The sequence below is a fragment of the Enterococcus sp. S183_ASV_20 genome (genome assembly GCF_018919685.1).
Taxonomy (GTDB): Bacteria; Bacillota; Bacilli; order Lactobacillales; family Enterococcaceae; genus Enterococcus; species Enterococcus faecalis.
In genome coordinates, this window is record NZ_JAHLRI010000007.1 from 68038 (window position 1) to 86237 (window position 18200).

17 protein-coding genes and 1 other annotated feature are annotated in these 18200 nt (G+C 37.1%); of the genes, 12 read left to right on the forward strand and 5 right to left on the reverse strand.

The window, feature by feature from the left end:
- The gene (locus tag KQI94_RS04350) at nucleotides 1–1224 is read left to right on the forward strand and encodes an amidohydrolase family protein (RefSeq protein ID WP_002389547.1); all 1224 of its coding nucleotides are present in this window, start codon (nucleotides 1–3) and stop codon (nucleotides 1222–1224) included.
- 137 nt (nucleotides 1225–1361) lie between these two features.
- Here the strand turns inward: KQI94_RS04350 and KQI94_RS04355 are convergent, their stop codons facing one another.
- Entirely contained in the window at nucleotides 1362–2873 is a 1512-nt protein-coding gene (locus KQI94_RS04355; protein WP_002367867.1) for a helix-turn-helix domain-containing protein, read from the reverse strand.
- Between the two features lie 192 nt (nucleotides 2874–3065).
- On the opposite strand from KQI94_RS04355, the gene KQI94_RS16510 reads away from it, so the two are divergent.
- The gene (locus tag KQI94_RS16510) at nucleotides 3066–4178 is read left to right on the forward strand and encodes a vWA domain-containing protein (protein ID WP_002367868.1); all 1113 of its coding nucleotides are present in this window, start codon (nucleotides 3066–3068) and stop codon (nucleotides 4176–4178) included.
- A 25-nt stretch (nucleotides 4179–4203) separates the two neighbouring features.
- Nucleotides 4204–5088 carry a Cna B-type domain-containing protein gene (locus KQI94_RS16515; protein WP_024041696.1) on the forward strand — a complete coding sequence of 295 codons (885 nt, stop codon included), beginning with the start codon at nucleotides 4204–4206 and terminating at the stop codon, nucleotides 5086–5088.
- A gap of 61 nt (nucleotides 5089–5149) precedes the next feature.
- Here KQI94_RS16515 and KQI94_RS16770 read toward each other — a convergent pair whose 3' ends face one another.
- Entirely contained in the window at nucleotides 5150–5329 is a 180-nt protein-coding gene (locus tag KQI94_RS16770) for a hypothetical protein (RefSeq protein ID WP_002367870.1), read from the reverse strand.
- A gap of 185 nt (nucleotides 5330–5514) precedes the next feature.
- Between KQI94_RS16770 and KQI94_RS04365 the strand changes: the two genes are divergently transcribed.
- On the forward strand, nucleotides 5515–6873 hold the full coding sequence (locus tag KQI94_RS04365; protein ID WP_002367871.1) for a CAP domain-containing protein: 1359 nt from the start codon (nucleotides 5515–5517) through the stop codon (nucleotides 6871–6873).
- A gap of 117 nt (nucleotides 6874–6990) precedes the next feature.
- Nucleotides 6991–7220: a binding site (T-box leader), on the forward strand.
- A 60-nt stretch (nucleotides 7221–7280) separates the two neighbouring features.
- Complete coding sequence (locus KQI94_RS04370; protein ID WP_002366087.1) at nucleotides 7281–8408, forward strand: 5-methyltetrahydropteroyltriglutamate--homocysteine S-methyltransferase; 1128 nt, start codon at nucleotides 7281–7283, stop codon at nucleotides 8406–8408.
- A 51-nt stretch (nucleotides 8409–8459) separates the two neighbouring features.
- On the opposite strand, the gene KQI94_RS04375 is transcribed toward KQI94_RS04370, so the two are convergent.
- Entirely contained in the window at nucleotides 8460–9644 is a 1185-nt protein-coding gene (locus KQI94_RS04375) for an AI-2E family transporter (RefSeq protein ID WP_002367872.1), read from the reverse strand.
- A gap of 15 nt (nucleotides 9645–9659) precedes the next feature.
- Nucleotides 9660–10175 carry a DUF308 domain-containing protein gene (locus KQI94_RS04380; protein WP_002389828.1) on the reverse strand — a complete coding sequence of 172 codons (516 nt, stop codon included), beginning with the start codon at nucleotides 10173–10175 and terminating at the stop codon, nucleotides 9660–9662.
- Nucleotides 10176–10364: 189 nt separating this feature from the next.
- Here KQI94_RS04380 and KQI94_RS04385 point away from each other — a divergent pair, with 189 nt between their 5' ends.
- The 6 genes from KQI94_RS04385 to KQI94_RS04410 all read left to right on the forward strand — a co-directional run bounded on the left by KQI94_RS04385 (nucleotide 10365) and on the right by KQI94_RS04410 (nucleotide 15871).
- Entirely contained in the window at nucleotides 10365–11054 is a 690-nt protein-coding gene (locus tag KQI94_RS04385) for a DUF969 domain-containing protein (protein WP_024797200.1), read from the forward strand.
- Nucleotides 11051–11995, forward strand: coding sequence for a DUF979 domain-containing protein (locus KQI94_RS04390; protein WP_002355267.1), 945 nt, complete (start codon nucleotides 11051–11053; stop codon nucleotides 11993–11995). Before KQI94_RS04385 ends, KQI94_RS04390 begins: the two co-directional genes overlap by 4 nt.
- Before the next feature lie 15 nt (nucleotides 11996–12010).
- Nucleotides 12011–12652, forward strand: coding sequence for a pyroglutamyl-peptidase I (gene pcp / locus KQI94_RS04395; RefSeq protein WP_002355269.1), 642 nt, complete (start codon nucleotides 12011–12013; stop codon nucleotides 12650–12652).
- A gap of 546 nt (nucleotides 12653–13198) precedes the next feature.
- The gene (gene nhaC, locus KQI94_RS04400; protein WP_216454323.1) at nucleotides 13199–14644 is read left to right on the forward strand and encodes a Na+/H+ antiporter NhaC; all 1446 of its coding nucleotides are present in this window, start codon (nucleotides 13199–13201) and stop codon (nucleotides 14642–14644) included.
- A gap of 152 nt (nucleotides 14645–14796) precedes the next feature.
- The gene (locus KQI94_RS04405; protein ID WP_002362972.1) at nucleotides 14797–15231 is read left to right on the forward strand and encodes a MarR family transcriptional regulator; all 435 of its coding nucleotides are present in this window, start codon (nucleotides 14797–14799) and stop codon (nucleotides 15229–15231) included.
- A gap of 4 nt (nucleotides 15232–15235) precedes the next feature.
- Nucleotides 15236–15871, forward strand: coding sequence for a nitroreductase family protein (locus KQI94_RS04410; protein ID WP_002358386.1), 636 nt, complete (start codon nucleotides 15236–15238; stop codon nucleotides 15869–15871).
- A 42-nt stretch (nucleotides 15872–15913) separates the two neighbouring features.
- On the opposite strand, the gene KQI94_RS04415 is transcribed toward KQI94_RS04410, so the two are convergent.
- Entirely contained in the window at nucleotides 15914–16747 is an 834-nt protein-coding gene (locus tag KQI94_RS04415; protein WP_002367875.1) for a Cof-type HAD-IIB family hydrolase, read from the reverse strand.
- Between the two features lie 183 nt (nucleotides 16748–16930).
- Between KQI94_RS04415 and KQI94_RS04420 the strand changes: the two genes are divergently transcribed.
- On the forward strand, nucleotides 16931–18200 hold a 1270-nt coding region (locus KQI94_RS04420; RefSeq protein WP_216454324.1), incomplete at its 3' end, for a PTS mannitol transporter subunit IICB.

Consider the following 18200-nt stretch of genomic DNA (forward strand, 5'->3'; position numbering starts at 1 on the left):
ATGGATTTATTAATTAAACAAGTTCGTCTTCAAGACGGTGAAGCATTACAAGATGTAGCTATTAAAGAAGGAAAAATCATTGAAATCGCCCCAGTTATTACTGGCGATGCCAAAGAAGTCATCGAAGCAGATGGTCGTGTTTTAATCCCAGGTTTTGTAGAAAGCCATTTACATTTGGACAAGGCATTAATCGCTGATCGTAAACCAAATAAATCAGGTACGTTGAAAGAAGCGATTGAAGTAACCGCAGAATTAAAACCAACATTTACCGAAGAAGACATTTACGACCGTGCTAAACGTGCCTTAGAAATGTTAATCGTTCATGGAACCACGGCGTTAAGAACGCATGCAGAATTTGACCCAGCGCAAGGTTTTACTGGCTTCAAAACAATTATGCGTTTGAAAGAAGAATACAAAGAGTTAATTGACATGCAAGTAGTTGCATTTCCGCAAGAAGGAATTTTTAAAGCCCCTGGAACAGAACAAATGATGTATGAAGCAATGGATATGGGCGCAGACGTTGTCGGCGGTATTCCTTATAATGATGCACCAGCGAAAGAACATATTGATTTAGTGTTTGAAATTGCTAAAAAATATGATAAAGATGTAGATTTACACCAAGATTTTGCCGATGAAGCTGATGATATGAGTATTGAATATTTATGTGAAAAAACCATCGCTGAAGGCTACCAAGGCCGTGTTTCAGTGGGCCACTTAACGGCATTGCATGCCTTACCTGAAGCAGAATTGGCGCCTATTATTGCAAAAATGGCGGAAGCAAATATTAGCGTGATGGCTTTACCAGCAACGGATTTACATTTAGGGGCTCGTGGTGATCAGTACAATGTTCGACGTGCGGTTACGCCAATCCGTAAATTACGCGATGGTGGCGTGAATGTCTGTATTGCTACAAATAATATTCGCAATGCTTTTACACCATATGGCACAGGGGATATTGTTCAAACAGCGATGTTAGCCATTCCTGTTGGGCACCTAGGTGGAGCGGATGACTTAAAAACAGTGCTACCAATGGTAACAACAAGTCCTGCTCGTGCGATGGGACTAGAAGGATACGGTGTCGCAGTTGGGAATAAAGCAGATTTAGTCTTATTAGACACAAAAGTGGTTGAACATGCGATTATTGATATTCCAGAACGGTTATATGTTATTAAAAACGGCCGTGTTACAGTTAAGACAGACAAAAAAGTCGAAATCATTCGTTAAGAAAAAACAAAAAGCTCAAAATGTTAGTTGTCAAAACTAACATTTTGAGCTTTTTTGATAAAGGTGAAGATGTGTTTGATTGATCCTGTTTTAGTTATTTTTTTGTTCCACGAGTTCTATTTATTAACAGAATTAAATCATTTCTTTGCTACCAACCGAACTAATTGTTCTTGAATCGCTAGTAAGTCAGTTAAAGAAACTTGCGCATTAATTAATAAAAATGGTGCAGCTTGTTTTACTTGCAGCAAAGGCGTAGTGCTTAAATAAAGGTCGTACCTATCTTCTTCAGACAATTGATTAATTGCAAGGTGATAGAAACTTGCAAACGTTTCACGAATTCGTTGAATGATAATCGCTTCAATCGGTGTAGGTAAGTCTGTTTCTATTTTTATGTGAATTGTTTGATTGAAAGCTGTTGGAGCAGTAATTAACGTGTAGGCCATCGATAATTGAAGGCCTAAGCCAGTTTGTTTAGCTGGGTTCGAAACATAGATGTCTTGCTCGGCGACTATCTTTTGTGCATGCTCAAATAAATGAGCAAAATTTTGTAATAAATACTTCTTAATATTGTAGCCAGTAAGTGTAAAATCCATTTGTTCAAATAACTCTACGAAAAGAAGACCAGCCACTAATTGTTTTGTGAATAAGCCCCTGTTTTTTGTCGTTTCAAAGGCATGAGGGTTTTCTGTTTCAAGGGAGTGAAGAATCTTTTTAATAAAAGAATTCGTCTCTGAAAATGGTTGGTTAGGTTCGATTAAATCTATAAAATGTTTGTTCGAGAGTTGTACTGTTGTATTTGTTAATAGAAATAAAAAAATCAGCTGGCTTTCACTCTTGGGTAACAGAAAGGCGTTCGTTAATTGATTTTCTAAATGTTCTTTTAGTAGATGATGAGTATCAACAAATTGAAGCAGTACTTCTTGATCTTCATCAGATAAAGAAGAAATAGATTCAGAAAGCAGGAAATTTGTCTGGAATCCCTTTCGATAACGAATAATATTTACCGCTAAAATATAACAAATAAGTTTCATATTCAATTGATTAGCTGGAAAATAGCCTAAAGCAATCAGTTCTTTCGCAAGGGTTTCACATTTTGTTTGCGAAACGTCAGCAAATGGCCAATCGAGACCAGAAAAAACGCGCCAATAGAAAGCAATCATGAAAAAACGAATGCGTGGTTCAGCACCAACTAAACGAATCTCGCCTTTGGTTCTCTGGATCGAAAAATCAAAGGTTTTTAAAATGGTATCTAACTCAGCAACCTTATGCCGAACAGTTGATTCGGATAAGAATTGGTCCATACTAAATTTTGTTAAATGAACATTGCTTTCAAAGAATAGTTTTTCGAGCAATGTAAAATACGGACTACTTTGCAAAATTTGCTTCGTCAAAATTTTATATTCTTTTTTTGATCCCATGAAACAATAGCCTTTACCTCGCTCGGCAGAGAAAATATGTGAACAATTATTAGCCAATACATAAGGTTTACTAATTAAGGATTCGTAGTATTTATTGATTGAACGTCGATCCATTTGTAACAATTGACTAAGCGTTTCAATACGAATAAAGTTTTTTTTATGGTACAACAAACGCAGTAAATCCAATTCCTTTTTAACTTCTGAGCCGAAAAAAGTGTCTAATATTTCCATTATTCTTCTCCAATTGGTTCGATTCTTTTTGTTAAAATAAGTATAACTTGTTTTTTATTCGATTGTTTAAAAAAATGTACTTAGCAAGTACATTTTTTTTGTCTCCTTAAAAGTTATTTCTGTAGTAAGTTACATATATCGCTCAAATTTCATTTGAATGAGAAATTACTTACCACAAAGGAGTTAAAAAAATTGAAAAAAACAACCTTATTTTTATTTATGTTCTTTTTCCTAATGACTATTTTTAGTATAGACGTTTCCGCAGAAACATACAATTTTAACTATAAAAATGACGAACAAGGTCATTATTTAACGAACGGAATTAGTGAGGGAGACACAAACAATTATGATTATGGTCATGCCCCTGAAGCGACATTTGACGAAGAACAATATGTGAATTATGGAGATGAAGCTTATTTGAAGAAAAGTGTGGCGGCTGTAACAGGCCAGCAAGGGCTTTTTAATGTGACTTTAGATGTAAAAGGAAATCAGACAGAAAGCCCTATTGATCTAGTGCTAGTGATTGACTATTCTTCGTCAATGAAAGGTGAAAAATTAAACAACGCTTTGAAAGGTTTGCAACAATTCGGCGAAGAACTTTCAGATTCATTAACAGATGGTCATGTTCGAATTGGTATCGTTGCCTATAATCGACTAACTTACTCCACCGCGGATTTTTCTACAGACATGAATGACTTAGAAGACTTTTTAAGAAATACAGCCGAACCACATTCAGGTACGTTTATGCAAAAAGGATTGCTAGAAGGGCAACGTTTATTGGCTGAAAAAAGTCGTCCAAATGCAAAAAAGATGTTGGTTCATATTGGTGATGGTAGTGCAAATGCTAGTTTTTTACCTAGAGAAAATGCTCAAATCTATCCCAATAATGGGGAAATTATCGATTACAACGGTTACCATACATCGTCCTACATGGAAGAGTTTCAAACAGAATCCAATCAGTACTATACAAGTAACAGTGCTTCTACTGATGCTAACGCTATCCAAACAAACAGTACAACAGTGACAGATAATACGTTAGGAACCATTGTTTCTCTAAAAAAATCAGGAGATACTTATTATTCAATTGCAGCTAATCCTTCGTTAAGAGGAGAGTATATTAGTAGGAATATAGCTTCTGATCCTAAAAATTATTTGATTATTGATGAAAATTTATCTGGTTTGGGCACTGCACTGAAAGAATTAGCTGGGAGTATCAATAATACTATCCATGAGGGGCTCATTATCGATCCAATGGGAGAAAATATTCTTTTACAAGGTGCTGGGAATTTCACAGAAGATAAATAACTACCAACTAAAAGGTTGGCGAAAAATGCCAACGGGTGAATGGTTAGAGGCTAGTGACTTATTGACTGATGTCGTAGTTACAGAAGAAAATCAAGTGCTCCATATTTCTACTATTTCATTAGGAAAGAACGAACGTTTAACATTAACTTATCAGATTAGATTGAACACAGAAACAAATGATTTTAAAGGAGATACATGGTTTTTATGTAATGATCGTACTACGTTACAACCAACTCCAAAAGAAGAAACAGTTGATTTTCCGATTCCAGCAATTAAAGCACCTACTGTACAATTAAAATTGATTAAGAACTGGGAAAATATTACAGAAAAAGAAATTCCAGAAGCAATTCAATATCAAGTAACTCGAAAAGCGACAACAGATGAAACTGCTTGGTCCACTTCAGAAGTCATGCAATTAACCCAAAAAGAAGGCTATCAAAAGCTGATTAATCAAGTAACGGTTAATGGCGCAGAAGTAGCATTACCAAAGTTTAATAACAGGGGTGAAGACTTTGTATATCAGATAGAAGAAGTGAACGTGCCAGCTGAATTTGACAGTATAATGACAAAGACAAAGGATGAATTTATCCTTACAAATCGTCGTAAAGAAGTTGTTTCCAGCACAACAGATACAAGTACGAATGAGTCTTTAAGTTCTGAGACTGCTACGACAAATTCGAGTGCTGAAAAACCAATTGTTGTAGAAACTACCACAACAACCTCAGAACTCAAGGATAATAATTTCTCAGCAGAGACGAACACAACAGCAAAAAAAATAACGAAGGCTACACCCAATGATAGACATTTGCCAAAAACAAACGAAACCCAGAAATTTCAAAGAGTATTCTTACTATTAGGTGGTTTGTTGGTAGGTTTATCTGGATTCTATTTACTTAAGCAGAGAAACTAAAATAATTCTTTAAATAAAGCAATAAAAGGCGGCTCAACGAAGCGGCCTTTTTCTTGGTTCATTACCAAAATATAACGAATTTTGTAACAAAAACGTTTGCTAAAAAGAAGGAAAAATGATTAATTTTACGAAAAAAAGCATATATCGACAAAAAAGAAGCAAAATTTGAATAAAAAAAGAAAAAATATGAAAAAAAATCGAAGAATTGTTTAACAATTGAAAATACGTGAAAACCAGTCATGGCAAGGTGTAAAAGCCTTACAAAAGGTAAGTTTACCTATTATGGAGAAAGAAGGAGTGATCTGAAATGTTTTTGTAACATTTCTATTGCTTAATTGAAATATGGGTGTGGTAGAATGTTTTTGTCGTAAGAAAAGATTAAGATATTTTAAATAAACTTTAGAAATTAATTCGGAGGAATGACAAGTGAAGAAACGTCTATTTGCATCAGTATTACTATGTTCATTAACGCTATCAGCAATTGCTACCCCAAGCATCGCTTTGGCGGACAATGTTGATAAAAAAATTGAAGAAAAAAATCAAGAAATTTCATCATTAAAAGCAAAACAAGGGGATTTAGCTTCACAAGTATCTTCTTTAGAAGCAGAAGTATCTTCAGTATTTGATGAAAGCATGGCTTTACGTGAACAAAAGCAAACACTAAAAGCAAAATCAGAACAATTACAACAAGAAATTACAAACTTGAATCAACGTATTGAAAAACGTAACGAAGCAATCAAAAATCAAGCACGTGATGTTCAAGTTAATGGACAAAGCACAACAATGCTAGATGCAGTTTTAGATGCGGACTCAGTTGCAGATGCAATCAGCCGTGTTCAAGCTGTTTCAACAATCGTAAGTGCCAACAACGACTTAATGCAACAACAAAAAGAAGACAAACAAGCTGTTGTTGATAAAAAAGCTGAAAACGAGAAAAAAGTGAAACAACTTGAAGCAACAGAAGCTGAATTAGAAACAAAACGTCAAGATTTACTTTCTAAACAATCTGAATTAAATGTAATGAAAGCTTCATTAGCATTAGAACAATCATCAGCTGAAAGTTCTAAAGCTGGCTTAGAAAAACAAAAAGCAGCTGCTGAAGCAGAGCAAGCACGCTTAGCTGCTGAACAAAAAGCTGCAGCTGAAAAAGCTAAACAAGCTGCTGCAAAACCAGTTCAAGCTAAAGCTGAAGTAAAAGCAGAAGCACCAGTTGCCTCTTCTTCAACAACGGAAGCGCAAGCACCAGCAAGCTCAAGCTCAGCAACTGAATCAAACACGCAACAAACAACTGAAACAACTACACCAAGTACAGATAATAGTGCAACAGAAAATACTGGCTCTTCTTCAGAACAATCAACAACACCAAGTGGTAGTGAAAGTAATGGTGAGGGAACAGTTACACCACCAACACCAGAACCAGATAAAAAAGATCCAATTCCAACACCACCACCAGCTACAGGTGATGTGACGCTTGATGCATTGAACGTTCTACGTCAATCATTAGGTTTACGTCCAGTAGTATGGGATGCAGGCTTAGCAGCTTCTGCAACTGCTCGTGCAGCACAAGTTGAAGCAGGTGGTATTCCAAATGATCACTGGTCTCGTGGAGATGAAGTTATCGCAATTATGTGGGCGCCAGGTAACTCAGTAATCATGGCGTGGTACAATGAAACAAACATGGTAACAGCTTCAGGTAGCGGTCACCGTGATTGGGAAATTAACCCAGGTATTACGCGTGTCGGTTTTGGTTACTCAGGTAGCACAATTGTAGGACACTCAGCCTAATCAGCAATGATAAAAATAGACGTAAGCAGCTTCTGAAAAGAAGCTGCTTTTTTCATTACTATTTCATCCATCTCCGTTGACAAATTTGCTAAACGTGGTATTCTAATTATAATCTAATAATTTCCGCTGAATAGGAAAGTAAATACAAGACAGCTGGTAGAGAGACTTTGGTTGGTGAAAAAAGTTAGATGTCTGTATCGAAAAATGGCCTAGGAGGAATTTTTGTCGAAACGTAGGCAAAAATGTAATGTCTTTCGTTAACAAGACCGCTGATTATGATTGTCAGTTGAAGGGAAAGAGTCATCTTTCCGAAAAAAGGTGGTACCGCGATAATAATCGCCCTTTTACTAGTTACGGCTAGTAAAAGGGCGTTTTTTTATAAATAAAAATAGGAAAGAGTGAGGCAAATGAGTAGTCAGATTCCTTTTACAGTTGATCATGTGGGAAGTTTTTTACGTCCAGAAACAATTAAGAAAGCACGGAAAAAGGTCCAAGCAGGTGCTTTATCTCAAGCAGAGCTACGTCTTATTGAAGATGAAGAAATCAAAGCATTAGTAGCAAAACAAAAAGCTGGCGGCTTACGGGGAATCACAGATGGTGAATTTCGTCGCGGTTTTTGGCATATTGATTTCTTAGAAGGATTAAATGGTGTGACAGGCTATATCCCAGAAACAGGGTATAACCAAACCTTTCATGGAAAAGCAGCTCCGGCCTATAATATCCGCGTAGTGGATAAAATATCTTTTCCTGCGCAACATCCATTTTTAGAGGACTTTTCATTTTTAAAAGAGGTGGTGGAAGTTGGTGATGGAACGGTAGCCAAAGCAACGATCCCTAGTCCGACCATGATTTTACGTCAAGAAATTTTATCTAACGATGGCACCTCGCGCATTCAAACGATTTATCCAGAGATTGGTGCTTTTTATAAGGATTTAGCACAAACATATAAAGACGCAATTGCGGCCTTTTACGAGAGAGGTTGCCGTTATTTGCAATTTGATGATACAAATTGGGCGTTTCTAGCGGATCAGACAAAACAAGAAGAATTACGAGCAAAAGGAATACAGCCAGAAGAAATTGCACAAGTGTGTACCACGATTATTAATGAAGCCTTAGCTGGCAAGCCAGAAGATTTAACTGTAACCACGCACATTTGCCGTGGGAACCATGCTTCGTCTTGGTTATTTTCAGGTGGTTATGAACCGATAGCAAAAGAATTATTTGCTACGAATTATGATGGTTTCTTCTTGGAATATGACTCAGATCGTGCAGGGGACTTTTCACCATTAAGACATTGGCAAAATAATGGCAGCAAAGTCGTTTTAGGTTTAGTTACTTCTAAGTTTCCTGAATTAGAAGAGACTGAACAAGTGAAAGCACGAATTGAAGAAGCCCAACAGTTTGTTCCTTTAGAAAACTTAAGTATTAGTCCGCAATGCGGTTTTGCTTCGACGGAAGAAGGAAATCGTTTGACGGAGAAAGAACAATGGCGCAAAGTTCAATTACTTCAAGAAATTGCTAGAGAAGTATGGTAAAAAAACTGGGACATAAGTCTAAACGGCTTATGTCCCAGTTTTTTCATTGTATTATTTTAAATATTGATCTTTAGTAAAATTCGTGTGTTCATACTCGCCGTTGTCACCATAAAAGCGGTTATAGCGTTGTTTGAATTTGCGGAATAAATAAATGACTGTCACTTTAACTAGGCAATACATTGGAATCCCGAAGATAACGCCCATTAAACCAAACAGTTCGCCCATAACTAACAAGACAAGTAAAATAGTAATCGGATGGACTTTTAATTTATCGCCCATCACACGAGGAATAACAAAATCACCATGAATCAATTGGATGGCAAACCAGACGATAACGAATTTTACTACCATAAATGTGGAATCCTGAAAGGCAATAATCAATCCAGGAATAAAGGCAATAAATGGCCCGATATAAGGAATAATACATAAAATACCCGCAGCTAAAGCTAAAATGCTACCAAATTGTAAACCAATTAATAGAAAAGCTGGCCAATACATAATCCCTAAAACCAACGAAGCAATGACTTGACCTTTTAGATAATCGCCAATTTGAATGTTGGCAATTTGGCTATATTCATCAAAATCAGGACGAAAAGCTGGGGGAATGATGCCTTTTACAAAGCGATAAAACTTTTCTTTGTCTTTTAAAAGGAAAAAGGCGATGATAGGTCCTGTAAACAAGGTTAGGAAAGTAGAAGAGACTGCAGAAAAGACGCTTCCCAGACCTTGTGCGCCTGTTTGTAGGTAATCCCCTGCAAAGTCTTTAAAGGAGTTTGCAAGTTTGCCCCAGAGCTGATTAATCGACTCATTAGCAGATTCTAAATCTTTTGCAAAAGGTGTTTTAGCCATAAATTCTTGTACTGTTTGGAGCGTGCTTTTCCAAAAACTTGGGAATTGTTTGATTAATTCTTCCGTTTGGTCTTGGATAATTGGGAAAAGTTGCAGTCCAACTAACACTAGTAATGCAATAATTAAGACATAGAGAATCGCAATCGCCCAAACACGGGGAATTTTTTTCTCAAGGCGTTTCACCATTGGATTAAGCAAATAAAATAGAATAATACCAAAAATTACCGGGCCTAAGACGGCACTAAAAATAACAAAAATTGGTTTAAAGATAAATGAAACAGTGTTGAATAAAAAGATAGTTACAGCAATTAGACAAAGGATAGTTAATGTGTAAAGTAAATTTTTCCCACCTAAAAAGCGGATCCACTTGGTACTTTCTTTATCCATAAGTTGCTCCTTTCGTTAAGCTTTATTTCTAAAATGACCAATAATTTCAATGACACCCATGAAAATCAGGATAAATCCAAAGACTTGCATCAAAACTAAGAGACTTTTGAAGGGGTTGAAAACTAAAACAGCTCCAGCGATTAAAACCAGAATACTGTAGATAAGCGCGCCTGTTTGACGAATATTTAAAGCAAAAGTCAATTGAACGAGGCCGTTTATAACAATGCTAATCCCTAATAAAAATGGCAGAATCGAAACAATCACCGGTGCAAAAAATAAAAAGGCTACTGCTAAGACGACAAAGATTAAACCTGTTACGAAACCAAGCCCCCAGCTACCCGTTTGTTTTTTTATTTTGTAGTCATCATAAATATTGATTAACCCTAAAAGCATCAAATAACCAGCAATTAAATAACCGACGAACTGGAAGAAAGCACCGGGATTAAAGACAATGGCACTTCCGATAACGATAAAGACGGCGTCGCGCAATAGGGTATGGCGCCGAAAATTTTCTCTAAAAGTTTGGAACATAAAAATCCTCCTCAATGTTATTGTTTCTTTTATTCTAGCGGAAAAAAGAAAAAAGTGCGAGTGGTAGCTCTAAAAAGTGTTGGAAACTGTGTCTTTAGAAAAAATAACATTAAAAATTAAAAAAGTCTTACAAATGAGCGAAAATTGGCATATAATGGAAAGTGAAATTTTATTTTAAGAAGGAGAGATTTGATGGATTTATTACCTTTATTAGGCGTATTGATCGTCATTGTCGGCTTCGCATTGAAATTTGATGCTATCTTGATTGTGATGGTTGCTTTAATAGTGACGGCTTTTACTGGCGGGCTTGGTTTGACATCAATGCTAGAAACACTAGGAACAACCTTTGTGAATAATCGAGGCATGGCTATCTTTATTATTATTATGTTAGCAACAGGAACGTTAGAAAGAAATGGCTTGAAAGAGTCAGCAGCTACGTTGATTAAACGATTCAAAAAGGTATCTGCTGGTGTGATTATTGACATTTATGGTGTCTTTCGGATTATCTTCGCCGCTTTTAACGTAAGTTTCGGTGGGGTAGCAGGTTTTGTGCGTCCGATTATTTTGCCAATGGCGTTAGGAACAATTGAATCAAAAAATTTACCAATGGTGCCAGAGTATGAAGAAGAACTAAAAGGGATGGCTTCAGCCATGGAAAATATCTGTTGGTTCTTTGGTCAAGTTCTGTTTGTTGGTGGGGCTGGGGCATTGCTTGTTCAATCAACATTGAAAGATTTAGGCTATGAAGTGACATTAGGTAAACTGGCTTTAGTGGAAGTACCAGTCGCCTTAGTTGCCTTAATTTCGGCAAGTATTTACTTTACTTTAAAAGAAAAAAGATTACGTAAAAAATATTATGGACAGGAGGGACTGAAATGAGTTTTTTCACAGATCCAAGTATTGATTTGAGTGCAAAGTTATTGGAAGTCCTTTATATTTTTATGGGGATTATCTTGTTATATACAAGTTTTCGTAGTTTTCGTGATAAAACCAATCAACATGCGTATGGGACTAGTTTATTCTGGGGAATCTTAGGGATCTTAATCGGTTTTGGTCGGTTTATCCCACCAGTTGCCTGTGGCGTACTTATTTTTGTGATGACAATTCCGGCAATTCTTCAAAAAGTGACAAAAGGAGAAAGTCGCTTACCTTCGAAAGAATACATGGAAAAAATGTCTCAAAAATTAGGAATGAAGATTTTTATTCCCGCACTAAGTATCGGGGTTTTTGCAATTCTTTTTGCCACATTGACTACTTTAGGAGCTTTAGTCGGTGTCGGTGTTGGTGTCTTTGTAGCGATTTTCATCATGATGTTCTTTTCTAAAAATAATACGCCGAAAGTATTTTTTGATGATGCGGCGGAAATGTTAGAAACAGTCGGTCCTCTTAGTACGTTGCCAATGCTATTAGCTTGTTTAGGTGCTGTTTTTACTAGCGCTGGTGTTGGTGAGATTATTTCAAAAGGGGTTAGTGCCGTAGTACCAGCAGGAAATGTCAATGTAGGGATTATTATTTATGCTGTGGGAATGGTTATTTTTACGGCTATCATGGGCAATGCCTTTGCAGCAATAACCGTGATGACAGTCGGAATTGGTGTGCCGTTTGTCTTTTCTTTAGGTGCAGATCCCGCATTAGTTGGGATGGTTGCCTTAACATGTGGTTTTTGTGGTACACTGTTAACACCGATGGCTGCGAACTTTAATATCGTACCTGTAGCCATGTTGGAAATGAAAGATAAGTACGGCGTCATTAAAAATCAATTGCCGATTGCACTTTTCATGTTAATTTTCCAAATTGTTTATATGATTCTATTCAAATAAGAAAGGATGATCGAAATGAAAGTTGTCGTTACTGGCTTTGATCCATTTGGAGGAGAAGCAATCAATCCTGCCTTTGAAGCAGTCAAAAAATTACCTGCTGAAATTGCAGGAGCTGAAATTATTAAAGTGGAGGTGCCAACTGTTTTTGGCACTAGTGGTGAAAAAGTGGCTGAAGCAATTGAAACCCATCAACCAGATATGGTGATTTGTGTTGGACAAGCAGGCGGCCGCCAAACAGTCACTGTTGAAAAAGTGGCGATTAATTTAGCGGAAGCGCGTATCCCGGATAATGCAGGACAACAACCAAGCGATGTGCCGTTGGTTGAAGATGGAGCAACAGCCTATTTTACAAATTTACCGATTAAAGCGATGGTAAAAAATTGTCATGACCATCAATTACCTGCAGCGATTTCTTATACAGCAGGAACCTTTGTATGTAATGATATTATGTATCACTTACTACACTTAATTAACACTAAATATCCAACTATTCGTGGCGGATTTATTCATGTTCCGTTCCTACCAGAACAAACAATTGATAAACCAACGTTTGCTTCTATGTCATTAGAAGCAATCACAGATTCTTTGTTCTATATGATTGAAGCAGCGGTAAAAACGCAAGAAGATATTCAACTACAAGGTGGCACAACCCACTAATTAACAGGAGCGTGGAACAAAAATCACTTTGGATTTTTGTTCCACGCTCAAAAACTGATAAACGGCGGGAACAGAAGCAACTCCTTCGGAAATAAGCCGAAATTCTCCAAAAATTAAAGAACAATTTTCGGAAATTCCTTCTTATTTCTCGGAGTTAAACGCTGCTGTCCCGACCTCTTTCTATTTTTACAAAAAGAAAAAGTAATTTTTGTTGGCGTGTGAAAAAATTTTTTATACTATTTTCGTTGACAAGTCGGTTTCTTCTTGGTATATTGAGATTCATAAATTATTAGCCCAGTAGGAAATAGATGTTTTGTTCAGAAAGTCGATGGTTGCTGCGAATCGATCAAGTCTATTTGTGAATTACACTAATAAGTAGTAACAATTACATAATACATAAGCGAGAAGCAAGTAAGCTTCTAATTAAGGTGGTACCGCGGAGAGATTCGTCCTTATTCTTTAAGGATGAATCTCTCTTTTTATGTAGCTTTAGGAGGCGTTTTCAATGAGTTGTGGAGGGGTTATTCGTTATCATAAGATCCTTTAATGTCAGAGTATTCAGAAAAAAGATTAGAGGAGAGTAACGAAATGAAAGAAAAACAGAAAAAGAAGACCGTGAGTGTTCGAGAAGCAAGTATCGTGTTATTAATTATTGTGGCAGCTATTGCAACAGGAGTAATTGGCTTAAAGATATCGCCAAATATTACTATTTTGTTTGTGATTGCATTGATTTTAGGCTACGCAATGTTTCGTAAAGTACCATTTGATCAAATGCATAAAGGGATTGTTGATGGCTTGAAGCCAGGGATTATTCCAATTTTTATTTTTATTTTAGTGGGGGCATTGATTGCCGTTTGGATTCAAGCAGGAATTATTCCAACGATTATGGTTTTTGGTTTTAAAATGATTAGTGTTAAATGGTTTGTGCCGTCAGTTTTTATTGTCTGTGCGATTGTCGGCAGTGCAGTAGGTAGTGCTTTTACAGTGATGTCAACAATTGGAATTGCCTTTTTCGGTATTGGCAGTACCTTAGGGTTAAATCCTGCTTTAGTTGTGGGGGCGATTGTTTCTGGTTCAGTTTTTGGTGATAAAATGTCACCTTTATCAGAATCAACAAACTTAGCCGCAGCGATTGTTGAAGCGGATTTGTTTAAACATATAAAAAACTTGATGTGGTCGACTGTACCAGCATTTATCGTCTCTTTAATCTTGTTTATGATTTTAGGACAAACGTACGCGAATACTAGTCTGACAGAAGTAGTTCAAGTTATTCAAGTATTGGAAGACCACTTTACCATTTCAATTTGGTCATTGTTACCATTAGCCTTAATGTTAATCTGTGCCTGGCGCAAAATTCCAGCGATTATCACGATTTTGTTAAACATTATTGTGGCAGTAATTATGATTATTATTCAAAATCCGAAAGTATCGTTGCAGGCATTAGGAAACACGTTGGAAAATGGGTTTGTTTCTCAAACGGGGAACGCACAAATTGATCAATTACTAAGTCGTGGCGGAATTATGAGTATGATGCCGACTGTTGCACTTATTATTCTAACGTTGTCTCTAGGTGGCTTATTAATGGAATTAGGATTGATTTCTGCGGTCATGGAAGTTGTTTCTCAGAAAATGAGCAGTACACCGAAATTGATTTTATCAACGTTATTAACAGGAATTGGCGTAAATATTTTTATTGGTGAACAATTCCTATCGGTTATTTTACCAGGGAATGCCTTTAAAGAAGTTTACAAAAAAGAAGGCTTGGATCCGACTGTTTTAGGCAGAACCTTAGAGGATGGCGGGACGGTTATTAACTACCTCATTCCTTGGGGGATTGCAGGTAGCTTCGTAGCGGGGCCCTTTGGCGTACCAACGTTGACTTACTTACCATTTGTTTTCTTTAGCTTATTATCGCCTGTCTTCTCAATGGTCAGTGCGTTTACTGGTTTAGGGATTAAGCGGTTATCAGCAGAACCTGTTACCGAAAAATAGATTGATTAAAATAGAACAGTTGATGGGGAATACTGTAGTTTCTCTCTGTCAATTGTTCTATTTTTCTTGTAAAAAAGGTTGCATTTTTAGAAAGAAACAGTTATAGTTGACGAGTCAATTGTTGACGAGTCATTTTTTTTAAGGAGGAAACTATGTCGTTATCATTACGGGAAGTCAGCCAATTATTATGTCAGTTAAAGGTATTAGATCAAAAAATTACCAAAGTTTTTGAAGAGCAAGTTGGCTTGAGTTTGACTCGTTATGAGTTGCTGATGATTTTAAAAGAACGTCAGCCGTGTCTTCAAACAGAGATTCAAGAACACTTAAAAATCGATAGTGGTGCGGTCACTCGCCATTTGAAAATTTTAGAAGAGAAACAGTATGTGACACGACAGCGAAATCCAGAAAATAATCGGGAAGTGCTAGTGCATTTAACAGAAAAAGCACAACAAGAACTGCAGCAATGTACAGCCAAGCAACAAACGGTAACAGAAATTATTCCCAGTACATTTACAAAGGACGACTGTCGCCAGTTAAAAGAACTTTTGACAAAACTAGATCAAAGCATTACAACGAAAGAGGTATGATAGAATGACAACATATACAACGAATGATTTTTCAGAGATTGTTTTTGGCCGCAAATCAGTTCGGGTGTACGATGAAACCCATAAAATTTCTCATGAAGAAATGTTAACAATGATTCAAGAAGCGACCACCGCCCCTTCTTCTGTTAACATGCAGCCATGGCGTTTTGTCGTAGTGGAAAGTGAAGCAGGCAAAGAAAAATTAAAACCCTTAATTCGCTTTAATACGCGTCAAAATGAAACATCTTCTGCAATGCTCTTAATTTTTGGTGATCTAAACTGCCATGAACGAGGAGAGGAAATTTACAATCAAGCCTATGCTAGTGGTAAAATGCCTAAAGAAGTGCGGGACCAACAATTAGCGGCGATTATTCCCCATTATGAAAGTTTAAGCAGAGAACAAATGAATGACATCGTAAAAATTGATGCGAGTTTAGCAGCTATGCAATTTATGTTAGTGGCCCGAGCTCACGGATATGAAACAAATCCAATCGGTGGTTTTGAAGCGGAAAAATTAGCCGAAACATTTGGTTTAGATCAAGAGCGCTATGTCCCAGTAATGATTTTATCTGTGGGTAAGGGCATGGAAACTGGTTATGAATCTGTTCGTTTAGCACCAGAAAAAATCACGACATTTGAATAGGCAATAAAAAATGACGGCGTACGCTTGCATCAACCAACGATCTTAAAGAAAGTTGGCTAATGCAACAGCGATGCCGTCATTGTCGTTGGATAAAGTGACTTCCGTTGCGATGCTTTTAAGCTCGTCAACGGCGTTTTCCATAGCAATCCCCGTGCCGGCCCATTCCAACATTGTATAATCGTTGTGACCATCACCAAAAGCAATTACTTCTTCAGCAGCTATACCTAACTGTAGGGTTAGTTTTTCTAAAGAACGCGCTTTATCAATATTTTTTGCGGTAAATTCAAAATAGAAAGGAGCGGAAAAAGCAGCGGTGACGGTTTCTTTGAAAGGCGCGTAGATGGCCTCATGATATTTTTGTAAATAGGCGGGTTCACCAGCAATTAAAATTTTGTTCAAGGGAAAGTTTAGTCTGGCGGCTAAATCACGCCACTCACATAATTGAAAGTTGCCACCCCGTGATTCATATTCAATAATATTAAAATCACCAGTCTCTAAATGTAAGGTGTTATGAAAAACATCATTGACATACATAAATGTTTCATCATTAATCATTGGAATTACGTCAAATTGTTTCAAATGCTCTAAAATTTGTTGACTCAATGACTTTGAAATTGTCTGATTAAATAGTTGTTGCTGACTGCCATGATGGGTGACACAAGCGCCGTTATAGGAAAGTAAGTGTCCATTATAATGAGCCATCTCCAATTCATCTGCTAAGGGCCGCATACCGTTAGTCGGGCGGCCAGAAGCCAAAATCAGTGATAGGCCTTGCTTTTGTGCAGCTACTAATGCTTGTCGTGTTTTTGGTGAAATCTTTTTTTCTGAAGTTAACAAGGTGCCATCAATATCCATTACAATTGCTTTGATTGCCATAATTGGCCTCCAATCCGAAGAGTTTCTTTCTTTTAGTATAAAAGTTTTTTCTATTAATGTAAACGGATTCTCTTGTGAGGTGTATAAAAGAATTATTTTACAAAAATCTATACTATTTTTTTGTGAAATTTCATATAATAGAAGTATTCTAATTATCTACATAGAGAGCGAGGGACAAGGAATATGAAGGAAAAAGAAATGCATTCGCTCTTTTTTAAACATAAGTTTGTGAAAGTAACTCCCTATTTACGTCGTTTTGGTCATCGTTTGAGTGGGATGATTATGCCAAATTTGAGTATTTTTATTGCGTGGAGCTTATTGTCTTTGGTGGCTGGCTATACGACAGGGAATCTACGGCTAGCTCTTTCTGAAGTCGAAACGATAATGATTCGAGTTGTTTTACCGATTCTAATTGGTTTTACAGGCGGAAAAATGTTCGAGGAACAACGTGGCGGCGTCGTTGCTGCTATTGCGACAGTGGGCGTGATTGTTTCCACAGATGTTCCACAGTTGTTTGGTGCTATGTTTATTGGTCCTTTAGCAGGATATACTTTCGCCAAAATTGAACAAATTCTCTTACCGAAAGTTAAAGAAGGCTATGAGATGCTGACTAAAAACTTTTTAGCAGGAATTGTTGGAGGACTGCTTTGCTGTTTTGGTATTCTGGTTGTAGCTCCTGCTGTTGAAAGTGCTAGTTTTTGGCTGTATCAATTTTCTTCTTGGTTAATTGAAGCCAATCTTTTGCCATTGGTTCACGTTTTCTTAGAACCCTTAAAAGTGTTATTTTTTAATAATGCGATTAACCATGGCTTATTAACGCCTCTAGGTTTAGAAGGTGCTAGTCAAACAGGTCAGTCCATTTTATTTCTATTGGAAACAAATCCTGGACCAGGCGTGGGCGTTTTGGTTGCTTTTCTGCTGTTTGGGCCTGTAGGACAACGAAAAACAGCAGGAGGTGCCACCATGATTCAACTGATTGGGGGCATTCATGAAATTTATTTTCCGTTTGTTTTAATGGATCCGCGCTTATTTTTAGCAGTAATTGCTGGAGGAATGAGTGGTACGCTTGTTTTTCAAATATTTAATGTGGGGCTAAGTGCTCCAGCTTCGCCAGGTTCATTGGTTGCGATTTTAGCCAATGCCCCGACTGAGGCAAGGCTGGCTGTTTTTAGTGGAATTTTTGTTAGCTTTCTATGCTCTTTTGCAATAGCAAGCTTGTTATTAAAACGTCAACGAGGAATTGAACCAGTTTCAATGATAAAGATGAAGGAGGAAGACCAAGTGGAAACAGTCACACCTAACTATCAGCAAATTTTATTTGTTTGTGATGCAGGAATGGGCTCAAGTGCCATGGGGGCAAGTTTGCTAAGCCGACAATTAAAAGCTGTGGACTTGGAGATACCTGTGACTTACCAGTCCGTTCATCAGATGAAGTGGCAGCCTAAGACATTAG

What these genes read in the sequence shown, in the direction of transcription:
- nhaC (WP_216454323.1), top strand. Translation starts at nt 13,199, where the DNA reads ATGTCAGAGTATTCAGAAAAAAGATTAGAGGAGAGTAACGAAATGAAA.
- KQI94_RS16515 (WP_024041696.1), top strand. Translation starts at nt 4,204, where the DNA reads ATGCCAACGGGTGAATGGTTAGAGGCTAGTGACTTATTGACTGATGTC.
- KQI94_RS04415 (WP_002367875.1), bottom strand. Translation starts at nt 16,747, where the DNA reads ATGGCAATCAAAGCAATTGTAATGGATATTGATGGCACCTTGTTAACT.
- KQI94_RS04390 (WP_002355267.1), top strand. Translation starts at nt 11,051, where the DNA reads ATGAGTTTTTTCACAGATCCAAGTATTGATTTGAGTGCAAAGTTATTG.
- pcp (WP_002355269.1), top strand. Translation starts at nt 12,011, where the DNA reads ATGAAAGTTGTCGTTACTGGCTTTGATCCATTTGGAGGAGAAGCAATC.
- KQI94_RS04410 (WP_002358386.1), top strand. Translation starts at nt 15,236, where the DNA reads ATGACAACATATACAACGAATGATTTTTCAGAGATTGTTTTTGGCCGC.
- KQI94_RS04405 (WP_002362972.1), top strand. Translation starts at nt 14,797, where the DNA reads ATGTCGTTATCATTACGGGAAGTCAGCCAATTATTATGTCAGTTAAAG.
- KQI94_RS04350 (WP_002389547.1), top strand. Translation starts at nt 1, where the DNA reads ATGGATTTATTAATTAAACAAGTTCGTCTTCAAGACGGTGAAGCATTA.
- KQI94_RS04355 (WP_002367867.1), bottom strand. Translation starts at nt 2,873, where the DNA reads ATGGAAATATTAGACACTTTTTTCGGCTCAGAAGTTAAAAAGGAATTG.
- KQI94_RS04370 (WP_002366087.1), top strand. Translation starts at nt 7,281, where the DNA reads ATGAGTAGTCAGATTCCTTTTACAGTTGATCATGTGGGAAGTTTTTTA.
- KQI94_RS04375 (WP_002367872.1), bottom strand. Translation starts at nt 9,644, where the DNA reads ATGGATAAAGAAAGTACCAAGTGGATCCGCTTTTTAGGTGGGAAAAAT.
- KQI94_RS04380 (WP_002389828.1), bottom strand. Translation starts at nt 10,175, where the DNA reads ATGTTCCAAACTTTTAGAGAAAATTTTCGGCGCCATACCCTATTGCGC.
- KQI94_RS16770 (WP_002367870.1), bottom strand. Translation starts at nt 5,329, where the DNA reads ATGACTGGTTTTCACGTATTTTCAATTGTTAAACAATTCTTCGATTTT.